Genomic DNA, 15,512 nt, shown 5'->3' with positions numbered 1-15,512 from the left:
ATGACCGACACCGTGTGGGACGTCCACGTCCTCGAATATGCCCGCTCCAAGGACCAGCTTGTGGCCGGCATCGTCCACGGCGCCCACGACGGCGGCGTGGTCGACCTCCCCTTCGCCTTCGTGCTGGCCCGCAGCGGCGACCGTGTCGTCCTCATCGACACCGGCTTCCTGAAAGACGGCCCCGGCGGCGAATTCGCCGAAAAGTTCGGCATCCCGTTCTGGGTCTCGCCGGTGCGGATGCTGGCCGAACTGGGGGTCAAGCCGGACGACGTGACCGACATCGTCCTCTCCCACGCCCACTTCGATCACATGGGCGGGATCTCCGCGTTCCCCACCGCACAGCTCCACATCCAGAAGCGGGAATATCTCTCCTGGATGGAGATGCTTGCCCTGCCGCGCCAGTTCGGCGTCCTGACCGAGATCATCAACCCGGCCGACATGCGCAGCGCCTACGACGCCTCCATCGAGCACCGGCTCAACCTCGTCGACGGCGACCGGGATGATTTTTTTCCCGGCCTCTCCCTGCGCTTCGGTCCCGGCCACACGCTGGGCCAGCAATTCGTGGTTCTGAACACCCATCGCGGCGAGATCGTGGTCGCGGGCGACTGCGTCTATTCCAAGCGCAACCTGTGCGGTCACCATGACAGTGGCGTCTACGCCCCGCTCGCCAACGCGGCGGGCAGCACCTGGGACCAGCTGGTCACCATGGACCGGATCAACGACAAGATCGGCGGCGACCTCACCCGCCTCATCATCCTGCACGACAGCGACCGCTGGCCCCACCTCACGCCGGTGGCCGAAGTGGACGGCTTCTCGATCCTGAAGGTCTGAAGCCGTTTGCGCCTCCCTGTCGGGGCGGCGGGTGACGACGTCGCTGCCGGATCTGACCGGCCGCTGAAGATTCGTCTGGCGGCGACTGTCCTTTGGGTGGGTCGATGCATCGCTCGGCGTGGCGTGAGCGATTGGCGTTGCTAGCGCAAGGTCTGACCCCGTGACGGGCATGATCGATGTCGAAGCGCAGCCTCTAGCCGCACAGGCGGTGCGCAGCTCTCTTTCACTCCTGCGTCAGCTGGTCGCGCAAGAATCTTGTAAATGCAACGGATTTGCAATTTTTAGTCTTGATCAACGGTTTTTTCCATTAAAAATAGTATTTCTTGGGCGCATATCGACCTGTTTTGGGGATATGATAGTGGTTCTGCAGAATCTTTTACTCGAACATTGCCTTTGTATCCGTCCAGATCGTGGCTTTCTTCAGCGAAGAAGCATATAATCCGATAAATAAGCTATTTCGTGGATGGTGGAATGTGCAATTTTTACATCCGCCCTGGTTTTACCCTGGTGCCGAAGCAATCGGCGTTTGATCCGAGCAACGGCAAATTCTCGCTGGGCGATCTCGGCTTTGACATTGCGGACGGTCAGTCTTTCGACAGCGGGCTGATTGCGGTTGCCGGCATGCAGGGCACGGTCCCCACTTATACGACAATCTCCGCCAAGGAGCTGCGGCTGGGGGCCGGAAGCGCTCCTCGCCTTCCAGAACGCGGCGGCTCTGGTCGCAGCCTTTCCGCAGCATCAATGGAATGCCATAGAGCCGGGTCCCGATTTCTCACGTTCCACGCTTGAGCTGTTTGCGCTGAAATTCCTCGGGAAAGGCTGGACGGCTGGCACAAATCGCAAGACCAACTACGGCTGGGAGACCGAGCAGTGGACCGGGCCCATCAATCAAACGGTGAGGAAGGTCGTGAAACTCGGCCAAACCCCCGTCCAGCTTGCCGCATCGTTCGACTAATCCGTTGAGCAAAACAATCTGTTCGGCGCTGAGGACGCAATCACCTTCAAGGTGACGCCAACTGTTCCGAATTTCATCCTGAACGCAATCCGCAATCCGCAATCCTCGCGCCGAGCGCTAGGCTGGTATTGAAATGAATAAGATCGTTCTTTCGGTACTTATTACCATCACCGCTTGCGGGGCGAACGCACAGGAGCCGGCGTCACGCACGCTGACCACGAACGTGAACGTTTTCGACGGCGTCAACGACAGCCTCATCGAGAATGCCAGCGTCCTCATCGAAGGCAATCTCATCGCAGCTGTCGCGACCGAGCCGGTCGAGGCCGAGGGCGCCACAATGATCGACGGGGCCGGCCGCACGATGATCCCCGGCCTCATCGATGCGCACTGGCATACGCTTTATTGCTGCAACCCGCAGAGCGTCGTCGTGACGGGTGATATACTGGAAGTCGCGATCCGTGGCGCCAAGGGGGCCGAAGGGACGCTGATGCGCGGCTTCACGAGCGTGCGAGACGTCGGCGGCAACTCCTTCGCCATCAAGCGGATGATCGACGCCGGCGAAATTCCGGGGCCGCGGATCCTCCCATCGGGTCCGCCAGTGACCCAGACGGGCGGTCACTTCGACTACCGGCCCTATCAGGCGGTGCCGACCGATCCGGCGGAGCCCCTGTGGTACTGGTACGCCGTAGGGCTGATGGCGCAGGCCGATGGCGTGCCGGAGGTCATCAAGCGGTCGCGCGAGATCATGCGGATGGGCGCAGGCCAGCTCAAGATTTCAACCGGGGGCGGGGTGTCTTCGACCTACGACCCGCTTGACGTGCGTCAGTACACCTGCGCGGAGATCGAAGCCTTCGTCGAAGTGGCCGACACCTACAACACCTATGTCGCCTCACACATCTTCACCGACGATGCCGCGCGGATCGCGGTCGAGGCCGGCGTGAAATCCATCGAACACGGTTTTCTGATGAGCCGCGAGACGATGGAGCTGATGCGGGACAACGACGTCTGGCTGTCCCTTCAGCCGCTTCTGGACGACGAAGACGGCTTCACGTTCAGCGAGCCCGAGAGCCAGCGCAAATGGATCGAGGTCACGAACGGCACAGACCGGACGTACACGATGGCCAAGGAGGTCGGCGTCAAGGTCGCCTTCGGCACAGACATCCTGTTCGACCCGGCACTGGCGGAGCGGCAGGGCGCATTTCTCGCCAAGCTTCAGCGCTGGTACACGCCGTTCGAAGTGCTGGAGATGGCAACATCGATCAATGCTGAGCTTCTGGCGCTCGCTGGCCCTCGCAACCCCTACCAGGAGGGCAAACTCGGCGTGATCGCCGAAGGCGCCTATGCGGATCTGATTCTGGTCGATGGCAATCCGCTGGAAGACATCGATCTGGTGGCCGATCCGCACGGGACGTTCGATCTCATCATGAAAGACGGGGTGATCTTCAAGAACACAACGGGCGAATAGCAATGTCAGCTGTCGGCCTGAGGAGGCGCGCCGGTGCCAGCCGGATCAGACTTGCGATTGTGACGGTGGTGGCCCTCGGCCGGGAATGAAGGTCAAGTTTCGCTTCGAGGTGAAGGGAGACTGAGGGGACGGACAACGGCTTCACGCGCACCGGCCCTCGCCAAAAGTTGAAAACAGAAGGACAAGAAATGTCGCTCATCTGGGGGCTTTTCCATCGTTGCCCTTGCGGCCCCCCGGAGCGGCACAGGACGATCCGGGCGCTCTGATCAAGGGCGCCCGGATTTTCGACGGGGTCGGTCCCGATCTCATCGAGGGACAAGACGTTCTGATTGCGGACGGCATGATCGATGCCATCGCGCCGGTCGCAAGCGCCACCGCGCCAGCCTGCAGGAGGACCAGCTGGACGAGAACCGCGATGAGCGGCAAGACGGTACTGCGGTCGCGCAGGAGGAGGCGGAGCGAGCGCATCAGCGTTCCGTTAGCATGGCGAATTTGCTGCGGCCCATGTGAACGACGATCGCAAGGACTCGATTACCCTCTTTTCACCGGCCGGCGCTGCGGGCGGGCATTGTCGCCGAAACTGATCAGCCCGGTTGCTTGCATGCTGGCGAATGATGCACCGTTCTGGCGATCCGTTCGATGGAGCCGCCTTTATGAAAATTCTCGGCATTGCCTGCGTCCTATCCGCCGCCATGACCGCCTCACTCGCGGCGACGCACGCCATTGCGCAATCAGATGCGGCCGAGGCGGTCCCCGCAGGCGAAGTGGAGGCTGCCGCTGATGCCATGCGCGCCGCCACCGAAGCGTTTGCCGAAGCGCAGAGCGCTGCGCAGGAGGGCGTCGCGGTGGACGACGCCAGCGAGATGCGCGCCAGAATTACCCGCATCGAGAATGCGTTCGCACAGGTCATCGACACTGCGGAGGTGCTCAACGATCTCGATCCCGCCGAGCAGGAACGGGTTGCGCTCGAGACCGTCGATCTCGTCATCCCGGCTGACGTCGGCGCCGGATCCTATGCCTGTGTCGCCGATCGCGCCGTCGCCATCCGCCACGAGGATGATGGCACACCGGTGAGCGGTGCCGTCCCGCCGCCGGAGACGCGATTTGCTCTCACCATCGCGCCTGCCGATGCGGACGATAATTTCATGAACTGCATGGCCATCACCGGGGCGGACGGCGACGAGATCCAGGATTTCTGCCGTGACACCAGTGCGCGAATTTTCCAGACCAGTTTCGAGGGCAGGGATACGCCGTGGTTCGGCTCGCTCTTCAGCTGGGCGAACCGCATCGAAACCGGCGGAAACGTCAGTTTCATGAACGGCCCCTCGTCGCTCATTTTCTCTTCGGTCAGCGGGGCCTTCCGCTACACGCTCTCCTACTCCGAACCGGTGGACGTTCCGGGCGGCTTCACGTTCGACTACGTTGTGGAGCAGGGTCGGTGCCTCGCCGCAGACTGAAGCGGCGCAGCATGAAAAAGACCGCCAAGTTCGAAAAGTTCGATTTCATCTGCCAGAACGCGTCGGCCCAGGCATAGCTTGAGCGGGCCGCCCTTGATGCGGTGTCATTCTGCCCCGTGCGAGACGGTGGGCGTCAATTCCGCGCCCGGCTTGCGGCCGCTTTGGAAGGGCGCATGATGAATGTCAGGGGTCGGCGCCGCTTCAGGACCGTGTTGGCTCTTCTTGTCGTGCTTGTGCCGCTCGCAACTGCGGCATTGATCTACCTCGCCATTCTCTCGGAGCCGGATCTGCGCTTGCGACTGCCGTTTCCGCCCTTCGGCACCCCGAACGGGGTGATGGCGACAGCGCCGGGCTCGCCCTTCGCCGCGGGGGACGAGATTGTTGCGGTGCGCAAGGACGGGCGTACCCTGATCGACGGGATGGCCATCGTGCGGTTGCGCATCGATTCCGGCAACTACCAGCGGGCGCGTCGCATCGAAACGCGTGAGGCGTAGCGGGAGCTTCGCGCCGCGCTAAGCGCTCCGGAACCCGTGGCGTTCGAGCTCGGTGATGGACGCATGATCGAGTTCGACGCCGGGCGAACGCGCGAACCCGACACGATCTCGGCTCTGTTCTGGCTCGTGATTGCCGACACGCTGGTGATCGCGCTCGTTTGCGCGGTTTGCACATGGACGGCGCGTTCGTTGCTTCTGGGATGCATGTTCGCGCTGCTGGGGATCGCCACCGCGCTCGGCGGACAGGTCCATATCTACATGCGCGAAGCGCAACTTGTTGCACTCGCGCTCGACCCCATGCACGCCAGCCACGCCATCACCTCGCTCGGCGTCGGATCGGTGGCGGCGCTTCTCGTCATCGCGCTGCGCCATCCCGCGCCCCTCGTCTCGGAGCGGACCGCTACTCTGATGCTGGGCGGCACGGGGGTTTTCCTGGCCCTTGGGTGGACGGCCGGGCCGCTCACCGAGCCGCTCGCCAACAATTCGGCCGTCATGGCGGGCGCCGGGCTTGTCGTGGCGGCGGTGGGCGTTCAGATCGCCCGCGCGCGATCAGCCTCTACCGCTCAAGCGTCGCTGACCTGAATCGCGCTCGGCTTCTCGGCCACGGCCGCCGTCCTGGCGGTGGCGTTCGTCTTCCTGCCACGCCTCTTCGGGTTCGAGATCCTGTTCAGTTCGTCGTTCACCTACATCCTGATCCCGTCCATCATCGTCGGTCAGGCGCTTTCGCTGAACGCCGCGCGCCATCTGGCCCTCTCGCAACCCTCGGGACCTTGAGCAGGCTCTCGGCGGTGTGTCCCGCATGCTGGCCGGCAACACGGCCGAGGACTACACCGAGGAGCTTGCAGAAATCCTCGCGACGACCTTCGATGCGATGGGCGTGGTGCCAGTCAATCCCGACGGCGGGCTGCCTCCCGTGCTTGAACGAAGCACCGCAATCGCGATTGCCGAAGAGGACCGGTTCTCGCTGCGAGTGCCCCCTGTGCTCGAAGGCGAGGCGCCGTTTCTGGTGATCGGCAAGGGGCGCGGAAGACATCTTTTCACGTCCGCCGACCGGGTGATCGTGCAGCAGCTGCACGCCATGCCGCTGTGGCAGCAGACGCTGGACGAGGCCCTGCCGGGACGGGCGTCCATCGTCATCGAAACACGGGACGGCGAGGATTTCGATGTCGACCGGACAGCGGTCGCGGCGATGTCGCATGTTCTTTCGGAATACGCGTCCAACGTCACCAGGCACGGCGACCCCGGGCAGGCGCGCATCAGTGTCGAGCCATCCGCTTCGGGGGCGACGTTCCGGTTTCTCAACCCCCTTGCAGGACCGGAGCGGGAGGGTTTTCCGCTTCACTCGTCGGGTCGTGGTCTTCGAGGTTTGCGGGACCGGGTCGAGGAGTTGGGCGGCCGTCTCGATACGGTCGCGGAGGGCGATGCATTCCGCATGGAGGTGCTTTTGCCTGCGAAAACCGCCTAGGGCCCGCGAGACCGGCCGCCTCGCTCAACCGGAGGCGCGGGCGGCCAGCATCCCGAGTTCGGCGCGGGTCGAGATTTCCAGCTTGTGGTAGATGCTGCGCGTGTGGGTGGCGACGGTGTGGTGCGAGATGCCGAAGCGCTGTGCGAGCGCGTTGCGGCTGGCCCCTGCGGTAAGTCCGTCGAAGATTTCGCGCTCCCGCCTGGACAGGCTTTCCAGGGGCGAGAATGGCCGGGTGGCACTGCGTGCTTCGGCCATGTAGGCCAGCATGGCCGTGGCGATGTCAGGCGAGAGCGGCGGAATGCCGGCCTTCAGCCGGTGAAGCTCGTCCGCCAGCTGCTCGGGAAGGTTCTGCTTGAGCAGGTAGCCGTCGATGCCGCGACGCAGGATCTCGCGCACCTTCCGCTGCGAACCCTCGATGCTCAGAATGACGATGCGCCCGTCCGGGTGGTGCTGCCGGATCTCGTCGATAAGCTACGGGCCTTCACCGTCCGGCAGCCCGACATCCAGAAGAACGAGCGGACGGTGGAGTTGCCTCAGTGTCCGGCGGGCGTCCTCCAGCGATCCCGACACCTCCACGCGCCCATCGGGAAAAACCGTGCATGCCGTATCGCGGATGAACTGCGCGACCACCGGTTCGTCCTCGACGATGAGCACGTCCGCGATCGGCGGGTTGTCCGTTGCCTCTCCCTCCATCGAGTGTTCGGCTCCTCCATCGTGCGGCCGGCTCGGCGTATCGGCTTCGAGTTTCCTTGCGGAACAGCATTAGCGGATGCGCAACAGGCAAAGTCCAGCTCCCCCAACCGGGTGATGGCGGTCTGTATCGTCTGCCGAATACCTCTGAGCCGAACACTCGATCGGACCAGACGACATGACCTTACGCGACACGTCTCCACGCCTTGCCATCGCGCTGTGCGCCATTGTGGCGGCGAGTTGCGCCGAGGCGGGCGAGGCCGGGAATGCGGGCGTGATCGAGCGCGGTGCGCTCGCATCGGTGAACGACGTGGCAACGGGCACGCTGGTGATGCAGCTCTTCGCGCCTTCGGACGATGCGGCCGGAACGGGCCTGATGACGATTATCGAAGGAGCGTGCGCGGCCGGGCCGGCTCCACTTTGCCCCCTTACGGGCGAGACGGCCGAAGCGATTTTCGCCGCGGGCGCGGATGGTGCACGCACGGTCGCAGCCACAATCGGCGGGACCGTGTTGCGTCTCGCGCTTGCGCCCAGGGCGGACGAGCCGATCCTCGAAGGCACGCTTTCTGTCGGCGACGCGATGCATCCCGTCACCACCATGTTCGGCCGCTTCGAGATCAGCGCCGGGAGCTTTCGCAGTCAATAGCGCGCCAACAGAGCTTGGGAGGAAGCGGATGATCGACAGGATGATGAGGGCTCTGGCGCGGACTGCGGTTTTTGCCCGCCGAGGCGGCATCGCCCTTGCGCTGACCGTCTGCCTGCCTGCCTTGGCGTTCGCCGAAGGCCATTTCAGCGGCAAGACCATGGTCAGCACGGCAGGGGGCGGTCCCCCGGCGCTGTTGCTCGATCTGTTCGATGATGGTTCGCGCATTTCCGGCTCGGGCATGGCGATGGCGGACTTGCTGATCGACGACGGCAACGGCTTTTTCGTGAGCGGCACGCTGATTGTGGGCGGCGCCAACCTCGATGTGCAGGTGGCCGTGTCCGGGGCCGCACCTGACCGCGCTCCGGACGATGAGATCGCGGCGATGGAATGCGACCGAATGTATCGCGTTCTGGAACGGGTCGAGGACGCGCTGTTGACGCGCGTTGCGGCGAACGACGTGCTGAACGTGCGCGTGGAGCCCTTCGCAGATGCGCGCAAGATCGGCGAGCTGCCGCACGATGCCACCGACATCGTGATACTGCGCGGCTGCCGCCCCTCCATCAAGGCCCTGGCCTGGACCGAGATGAACCGGCGCCAGCGGATGAGAACACTTGGCCGCGGCTGGTGCCATGTTGGCTGGCAAGGCGTCGAGGGTTGGGTTTCGGGCACCTATCTGCGTCCGCACATGCAGTAGCGCAGCAATCCCCCATCCGTGCGATGGCGCATTGGCTTGGGGCTTGGTCAAACGTCCGTCTGTAATCGTTTGACCAGAGGTATTCATGACGAAGCGCTTTCCATCGCGCGCGGTCCGCGCCATCGCTGGCGCTTTCGCGCTTCTGGTTCCGCTCGCTGTCAGCGCCATGCTGGCGCAGGCGCGAGAGCCGGTGGAAAGCATCGCAGGCTTCATCAGTGTCGCCGATCCCGCGCAGGGGCGGTTCGATCTCCTCGACTTCGATACGGGTTCGACCCTTGATCTGACCTCGGGCGAGCTGACGCTGATCCAGGCCGCAGAGGGGGGCCCCGATACCGTGCATGCCACGCTTTGCGATGCGATGGCCGGCGCGATGGAAGGCGTCCTCAAGACCACGCTGGAGAACCGCGCCGAGGCCTCCGGCCGCCTCTATGCCACAGTGCAGGCGGGCGGAAACACCTACACGCTTACCCGCTTCGAGACAGGCGACGGGCCGATCCTAGACTGACGTTGCCCCAGAAGTGTCCCCGCTCATAGCTGGACTCTGTTCGTGTTGTGGTCCCATCGGGACCGGGTTGCAAACTCGTTCGGGGTGAGGCCGCCCAGGCTGGTGTGCGGCCTGTCGTGGTTGTAGTCGGTGCGCCATTCCTCAATGATGCGGCGAGCGCCCGGAAGGCTGCGGAAGAGATGCTCGTTGAGGCACTCATCGCGGAAGCGACCGTTCAGGCTCTCTACGAAGCCGTTCTGCATCGGCTTGCCGGGCGCGATGTAGTGCCAATTGACGCGGCGGTCCTCCTGCCATTCGAGGATGGCATGGGAGGTCAGCTCGGTGCCGTTGTCGCTGACGATCGTGAGCGGCTTGCCGCGACTGACGATCAGGCGGTCGAGTTCCCGTGCCACGCGAGCCCCCGACAGTGATGTGTCGACAACGAGCGTCAGGCACTGGCGGGTGAAGTCGTCGAGCACCACCAGCACACGGAAGCGGCGCCCGTCGCTGAGCTGGTCGGAGACAAAGTCGAGGCTCCAGCGCTGGTTTGGTCCTCGCGGCAAGGTCATTGGCGCCCGCGTTCCGATGGCACGTTTTCGGCCGCCGCGCCGTCGTACACTCAGCCTCTCCTCGCGGTATAGGCGGAACAGCTTCTTGTGGTTCACCTCGATACCCTCGCGCCGCAAAAGGATATGCAGCCGCCGATAGCCGAACCGGCGCCGTTCGTTCGCCAGCGTTTTCAGGCGTTGGCGCACCGTCGCATCGTCCGGCCGCTGCGACCGGTAGCGGTAAGTCCTTGGATGCATCCCGATCAGGGCACAGGCGCGCCGCTGGGAATACCCCTTCTTTTCAATCGCCCAACTCACGAAGCCTCTCCGTGCGCTGGGCGTCAGAAGTTTTTTCCCAGAGCGTCCCGCAGCGTCGCCACATCGAGCATCTGTTCGGCGAGAAGCTTCTTCAGGCGGCCGTTCTCATCTTCCAGCGCCTTCAGCCGCCTGGCTTCAGACACTTCCATTCCGCCGTAGCGCTTGCGCCACGTGTAGAACGTCGCGTCGCTGATCCCGTGCTTGCGGCACAGCTCCGACACACCGATCCCCGCGGCATGCTCCTTCAGGACCGCGATGATCTGCTCTTCGCTGAAGCGGCTCTTCTTCATCTCCGTCTCCTTCTGACGGAGTCCAGTTCAGACCGAGGACATTCCAAGGGGCAACGTCAGTTGTTAAAATCAATCTATCTGCCGATAGACGCCCCAGCATGACTGACGGTCTCATATGCCCGGAGGTAGACCTCCTTGTATTTGACCATTTTTGAGGGATAGCCGTTGCGCACCGATGAGTGGTCGCTTCGGATGCTGCAACGACGGTCGTCCGATCCACCTGCATTTTGCGATATTCAATAAGAAACGGCATCACCTCCGCCTCGTTTCTTTGCCATGTATAGCGCCTGATCTGCGCAGTGCACCAGAGTTTCTGTATTATTGGCATCTCTGGGAATAAGACTAACTCCCGCGCTGGCGCCGATTGTTATGGATTTTTCATTTATTTCAAATGGCAATGACATTGCTTCGACCAGAGATTGCGCGAATGTGAGAGGGTCTGAAGTTGTGCTGTCCATTGATCGAATGATCGTAAATTCATCCCCCCCCATGCGGTAAAGGTCCATTCCCGGCTCAAGGAGCGTCGACAGGCGAGCAACAGCCATCCGTAAAATCTCGTCACCTGTATGATGGCCGTACGTATCATTGACGGGTTTAAACTGATCCAGATCAATTGATATTATGCAGACAGGACATGTCTTGCTCGCGCGGCGCGCAGCAGTTTGAATGTCCTGATTGAAGGATAAGCGGTTCTTGGCTCCGGTAAGAGCATCATGATGGGCAAAGTAGCTTACTCTTGCCTCAGCTCGTTTGCGCTTCGTAATATTTATCAATATCAATATTATCTCATTTTGAACATACCCCCGATATGCCTCGGCTCCGATGGAGGCGAACTTGACAATCGCATATTTCAATTCGTTATTTATGCTCCAGTTTATTTCTATTTCTTTGCTATTGACCGAAAGGGCTTCGGTAAATTCACTGAATGTTCTATATTTTTTTCCATTTGCCGAAATGTCTAACAACTTTGAGTAAATTAGATCTATGTCCGAGAGTTGAAAAATTGTTAAAAACGCTCTATTGTAAAATGTTATTGAGTTTGATTGACTTATTTGGCATATTCCTACTGGCGCGTTATTTGCAAGTATCTCGAAACGTCTGGCTTCGCGGTCAGCCTCATCCCGCAAGCTGTAGTAATCCGTTACATCAATTGCAATTCCAATGTTTGCGCCGCTCTTCGTTCTTGTTTTCGTTACCCGCCGCCAATGATCATTTGGGTACTTCCGATCTGAGGGTTGGCCATCCGCTGCCCTGTGAAGAGACAGGCGCTTTTGAAGTTCTCTCTCGAGATCCTCTTCATTTTCAAAATTCAGCTGCAATGATGTGTGAACAAGGTCGACATAGGCCGCTCCCGGTTTGAATATCTCCGGGGGCACATCAAGTACCTCCCGGTAACGCTCATTGCCCATCACAAGACGATCCCGTGAATCGTAAACGGCTATCGCTGCATTTGTTGTATCCAGCGCTTCCTGAACCAGGCTCAGCCGCGAGCGCATTGCCAAGACGACGACGGTGGCCGCAACGATCGCAATGAACGAAACGCCGAGCAGCGCGACCGAGGCCAAGCCGGGTAATGCCGGGGCGGGGGTCGCATTGACCAATACGATGATGACCACAGCAGCGAGCAAGCCGATCAAGACCAGCGCAACTCGCTCGAGCCACCTGCCATAAAAGCTGTTCATCGCAGTCTTCTTTCCGATTGGCGCGGTTGACTAAGTCGCAACTGTGAAATGCCCACCTTTCGAATTGATCCTGCTGTTGCAATCTGCGAGGCAGCAGGCGGGATCCTGCCAGTCTATGGGATGCACTCTACCTTGCAAATGATCCTATTTGCAGCTCGGAAAATATATCAAAAAGCACTTGTTTCTGAGAGTTTGCGGGGCGGCCTCGGTATTCAGCTGGTGAGCAAAGATTTTGGTGAGTTCAGAATTTTGAGACTATATTCTGTGGTATAAATCTTAAATATCTCGCGCCTGATTAAGTAGCGAAGGAGTTGTAATGCTTGTCCGCTATGCTCTTGGCCCGACTAGATTTAGAAGCCTGCGCTTGCGCTCGATGCGCTCGATGCGCTGAAGGCCGGAGGCTGCGCGTGTGGTGTCGCTTCCACCGACGAGGATCACGACGACCTGATGCACGAGGCAGTCGAATGAAATGACGCGTTGAGCCTCCCAGTCGGCAGCCACTGTCGACAGAAGGTCGTCGCGCGGTGTCTCGAGGCGATCCCCCAACGCGCCCCCAACATACGCGACGAGCTCCGATCCGGCGGCCGCGCTCCACTGGTCGCTGAGCAAGCTTCGCCGTAGAGCTGGCGCGAATGGATCGGCCAAGCGCGACCCTGCCCGGCGCGATGTTCAGGGTTCACGCGCAGCCGCCGCCGTTCCCGAAGTGTGATCCCGGCGGCATTCGTGCCGCGATGTCGCCTCGGCGCGAATGATTAATGCGGGCGGGCGGTCACGCCGTCGTCCTGAGACGGGTCATCGACCAGGAAGGAGGGCAGGGTGAGCGTGAAGCGGGCGCCGCCGCCGGGGGCATCGCCGATCTCCAGCGTTCCCTCATGGGCTTCGGCAAGGCTTTTGGCAATCGCCAGGCCGAGACCCGAGCCGCCGGTGGACCTGTTGCGCGAGGTCTCGAGGCGCACGAACGGCTCCACCAGCATGGCCCGGTCGCGTGGATCGATCCCCGGCCCCTCGTCATCGACCGTCACCGCAAGGCAGCCGGACGCTGGCGCGGTGACCGCCACGTGGGCGGCGTGGCCATACTTGATGGCGTTGTCGATCAGGTTGGCGACGATCCGCCGAATGGCGAGGCGGTCACCCAGAACGGTGAGGTCGGCCGCAGCCGGCGCCACCGTGCACGTCGCGGTAGCGCCGTGGTGCGCGCGATCCGTCACTTCTTCCTCCACGATCTCGGCGAGCACCATGAGCTCCTCGGCAAGCTCGCCCATGCCGGCGCGCGTCGCAACGAGAGCGTCGTCGAGCATCCTCACGATGTCGATCACGTCGCGCACGGCCCGCTCTCGGGTCTCGCTCTCCGGCAATAATTCGAGCCTCAGCCGCAGCTTGGTGGCAAAGGTGCGCACGTCGTGGGAGATGCCGGCCACCATGACCATCCGCGCTGCCAAAAGCGTCGCCAGACGCTCCTGAAGGCGGTTGAACGCGGCCACGAGGGAGCGGATTTCCGGCGCGGACGAGCGCGATTGCGGCAGCGGCGGCGAGCGGCCGGACAGGTCCAGCCGGTCGGCCGCCTCGGCAAGGCGGCGCAGCGGCGCCATCTCGCGGTGCATCACAATGAGCGCCACCACCGCGATGAAGGTGCCGATCAGCCCCGCACCGATCCCGACCGGAAGCTGCGCCCCGTTGAGGAATTCGGACGAGCGCGTGGTGAGGACGAGAATGGTGCCGCCGGACAGGGGGATGCGGTAGATGTGGCCATCGTGCGTTTTCGTCAGGCGCGGGAGGAGGCCGCTGTGCGGCGGGATCGTCTCGCGGTTTGCGGCGCGGCCGTCCGGCAGAGTCAGCGCCTCGATCGGCCCGGCGGCGGGTCTCGCAACCTCCCGCAACTCGACTTTGAGCGAATCCGTTGTCAGCGCGGCGGCAAGCCTCTCGCGCGGTTCCGTCTCGAACAGGGCGACAATCGCCGCGAGGCGCGCCGGCGCCAGCTGTGAGGGATCCTCGGCCGGGAGGTTCGCCTTGTAGTAGACGGCGAGGGCGGCCATCCACACGCCGATCGTCGCCGCAAAGACGATGAGCGCGACACGGCTTGCGACGCTGAAGGTCGGTGTCAGCATAGGGCGGTCCTTTGCGATCCGCACATGTGTGCGGCGCGGGCCGGCTGAGGCGCGGTCGGGCTCAAGGGACGACACGCACCTGGGCGGTGAACAGGTAGCCGCCGTTGCGCACGGTTCCGACGAGCGCCGAGCCGGGGCTTGCGGCATCGAGCTTGCGGCGCAGGCGGGAGACCAGCATGTCCACCGTGCGGTCGAACGGGTCGGCGCCACGGCCCCGGATCTTGTCGAGGATAACGTCGCGGGTCAGCACTCGCCGCGGCGCGAGCACGAAGCAGGCGAGAAGGTCGAACTCGCCGGTCGTGAGGGCGATTTCCTCGCCGTCCCCGCTCTCGTCAGAGGTGGCGAGGCTGCGCGCGTCGATGTCTATGACGAACCGGTCGAACTGGTAGCGCCTTGTCGGCGGGGCGATGCTGTGCTCGTTCGCGCGCCTCAGCCGCGCCTTCACCCGGGCCAGCAGCTCGCGCGGGCCGAACGGCTTCACCACGTAGTCGTCGGCGCCCATCTCCAGGCCGAGAACCCGGTCGATCTCGTCGCTCTTTGCCGTCAGCATCAGGATCGGCACAGGGTGGCGCGCCCGGATGCGCCGGCAGATCGACAGGCCGTCCTCCCCCGGCAGCATCACGTCCAGGATCAGAAGATCGGGCCGCACGCGGGCCATCAAGGCGTCGAGCGCGGCCCCGTCCGGCGCCCATTCGACCGTGTAGCCGTCCGCCCGCAAGAGCCCGGCAACAAGCTCGGCGATCTCCTCGTCGTCCTCGACAACGATAACAGTTGCTGGTCTGTCTGACATTAGCCTTAGATATCATGTGGTTTATCTGATGGGAATTATTCGGTGGCGAACGATACAAACTGTTACACAGCACTACATATTACGACAAAACGATGCCTCATGGGGATTTTAGTGCAACAATAACTCACTATTCTTTATCCTGTCAGCGGCGAGATGGTTCGTCCGAGACTAAAATTCAGGAGTTGCGTAAAATGATCAAGCTTCTCACCGGAACGGCACTCGCAGTCATGGTGATGGCTGGCGCTGCGACCGACGCCGATGCCTTCGAGCGCAAGCGCGTCACCACCGGGACGTACGGCAACCAGTCCACCTTCAATTCCAGTGCCGGCTGCGCAGGCGGCACCTGCTCGCGCAGTGCGACGCGCACCGGCCCTGCCGGCAATGCTGTCGTGCACGGTGGCTCGGTCAACTGCGCCAATGGCGTCTGTAACACGTCACGCTCCACGAAGGGCACGCGCGGTCGCAGCGTCAGCAGCTCCGGCTCGATCACGCGCTGATCCGGGCCCCTCACATCCTTTAAACCACATGGCCGCGCGGCGACGCCCGCGCGGCTGGGAAAATGCCTGTCTGACAGCCCCCCACGGGGCGTGTCGCGACG

The 15,512-nt window shown here is 62.4% G+C and carries 18 protein-coding genes; 12 read left to right on the top strand and 6 right to left on the bottom strand.

Going from position 1 to position 15,512, the window contains the following annotated elements:
• From RDV64_RS05815 to RDV64_RS05780, 8 genes are all read left to right on the top strand, one after another.
• Positions 1–831 (top strand): N-acyl homoserine lactonase family protein, encoded by an 831-nt coding sequence (locus RDV64_RS05815; protein WP_309198327.1) that lies wholly within the window; start codon positions 1–3, stop codon positions 829–831.
• A gap of 471 nt (positions 832–1,302) precedes the next feature.
• Entirely contained in the window at positions 1,303–1,620 is a 318-nt protein-coding gene (locus RDV64_RS05810) for a hypothetical protein (RefSeq protein WP_309198326.1), read from the top strand.
• Positions 1,621–1,919: 299 nt separating this feature from the next.
• Positions 1,920–3,251 (top strand): amidohydrolase family protein, encoded by a 1,332-nt coding sequence (locus RDV64_RS05805; protein ID WP_309198325.1) that lies wholly within the window; start codon positions 1,920–1,922, stop codon positions 3,249–3,251.
• A gap of 653 nt (positions 3,252–3,904) precedes the next feature.
• Positions 3,905–4,708 carry a hypothetical protein gene (locus RDV64_RS05800; protein ID WP_309198324.1) on the top strand — a complete coding sequence of 268 codons (804 nt, stop codon included), beginning with the start codon at positions 3,905–3,907 and terminating at the stop codon, positions 4,706–4,708.
• A 212-nt stretch (positions 4,709–4,920) separates the two neighbouring features.
• Entirely contained in the window at positions 4,921–5,202 is a 282-nt protein-coding gene (locus RDV64_RS05795; RefSeq protein WP_309198323.1) for a hypothetical protein, read from the top strand.
• A 63-nt stretch (positions 5,203–5,265) separates the two neighbouring features.
• Entirely contained in the window at positions 5,266–5,784 is a 519-nt protein-coding gene (locus RDV64_RS05790) for a hypothetical protein (RefSeq protein WP_309198322.1), read from the top strand.
• A gap of 39 nt (positions 5,785–5,823) precedes the next feature.
• Entirely contained in the window at positions 5,824–5,976 is a 153-nt protein-coding gene (locus tag RDV64_RS05785) for a hypothetical protein (RefSeq protein WP_309198321.1), read from the top strand.
• Positions 5,977–6,001: 25 nt separating this feature from the next.
• Positions 6,002–6,667: a hypothetical protein gene (locus RDV64_RS05780; protein ID WP_309198320.1), complete on the top strand. Its 666-nt coding sequence runs from the start codon at positions 6,002–6,004 to the stop codon at positions 6,665–6,667.
• Between the two features lie 24 nt (positions 6,668–6,691).
• On the opposite strand, the gene RDV64_RS05775 is transcribed toward RDV64_RS05780, so the two are convergent.
• Both RDV64_RS05775 and RDV64_RS05770 read right to left on the bottom strand, forming a co-directional pair.
• Positions 6,692–7,063 carry a LuxR C-terminal-related transcriptional regulator gene (locus RDV64_RS05775; RefSeq protein ID WP_309198318.1) on the bottom strand — a complete coding sequence of 124 codons (372 nt, stop codon included), beginning with the start codon at positions 7,061–7,063 and terminating at the stop codon, positions 6,692–6,694.
• A gap of 75 nt (positions 7,064–7,138) precedes the next feature.
• On the bottom strand, positions 7,139–7,360 hold the full coding sequence (locus RDV64_RS05770) for a hypothetical protein (protein ID WP_309198317.1): 222 nt from the start codon (positions 7,358–7,360) through the stop codon (positions 7,139–7,141).
• A 175-nt stretch (positions 7,361–7,535) separates the two neighbouring features.
• On the opposite strand from RDV64_RS05770, the gene RDV64_RS05765 reads away from it, so the two are divergent.
• From RDV64_RS05765 to RDV64_RS05755, 3 genes are all read left to right on the top strand, one after another.
• Entirely contained in the window at positions 7,536–8,003 is a 468-nt protein-coding gene (locus RDV64_RS05765) for a hypothetical protein (RefSeq protein WP_309198316.1), read from the top strand.
• 28 nt (positions 8,004–8,031) lie between these two features.
• Positions 8,032–8,697, top strand: coding sequence for an SH3 domain-containing protein (locus RDV64_RS05760; protein WP_309198315.1), 666 nt, complete (start codon positions 8,032–8,034; stop codon positions 8,695–8,697).
• Between the two features lie 85 nt (positions 8,698–8,782).
• Positions 8,783–9,202: a hypothetical protein gene (locus RDV64_RS05755; protein ID WP_309198314.1), complete on the top strand. Its 420-nt coding sequence runs from the start codon at positions 8,783–8,785 to the stop codon at positions 9,200–9,202.
• A 23-nt stretch (positions 9,203–9,225) separates the two neighbouring features.
• Here RDV64_RS05755 and RDV64_RS05750 read toward each other — a convergent pair.
• From RDV64_RS05750 to RDV64_RS05735, 4 genes are all read right to left on the bottom strand, one after another.
• Positions 9,226–10,337, bottom strand: a protein-coding gene (locus tag RDV64_RS05750) for an IS3 family transposase (protein ID WP_309195819.1) whose coding sequence is annotated in 2 segments (ribosomal slippage) — positions 9,226–10,088 and positions 10,088–10,337 — 1,113 coding nt in all. Because the reading frame shifts where the segments join, the coding sequence is not laid out codon by codon here.
• Positions 10,338–10,573: 236 nt separating this feature from the next.
• Positions 10,574–12,019, bottom strand: coding sequence for a diguanylate cyclase domain-containing protein (locus RDV64_RS05745; RefSeq protein ID WP_309198313.1), 1,446 nt, complete (start codon positions 12,017–12,019; stop codon positions 10,574–10,576).
• A 752-nt stretch (positions 12,020–12,771) separates the two neighbouring features.
• Positions 12,772–14,124: a HAMP domain-containing sensor histidine kinase gene (locus RDV64_RS05740; RefSeq protein WP_309198312.1), complete on the bottom strand. Its 1,353-nt coding sequence runs from the start codon at positions 14,122–14,124 to the stop codon at positions 12,772–12,774.
• Between the two features lie 61 nt (positions 14,125–14,185).
• A complete protein-coding gene (locus RDV64_RS05735; RefSeq protein ID WP_309198311.1) occupies positions 14,186–14,914 on the bottom strand; it encodes a response regulator transcription factor in 729 nt (242 codons plus the stop codon).
• 191 nt (positions 14,915–15,105) lie between these two features.
• On the opposite strand from RDV64_RS05735, the gene RDV64_RS05730 reads away from it, so the two are divergent.
• The gene (locus RDV64_RS05730; RefSeq protein WP_309198310.1) at positions 15,106–15,411 is read left to right on the top strand and encodes a hypothetical protein; all 306 of its coding nucleotides are present in this window, start codon (positions 15,106–15,108) and stop codon (positions 15,409–15,411) included.
• Positions 15,412–15,512: the final 101 nt, after the last annotated feature.

Source organism: Acuticoccus sp. MNP-M23 (assembly GCF_031195445.1).
In the GTDB taxonomy this organism is placed as follows: domain Bacteria; phylum Pseudomonadota; class Alphaproteobacteria; order Rhizobiales; family Amorphaceae; genus Acuticoccus.
This window is presented reverse-complemented; position numbering and strand designations above follow the sequence as displayed.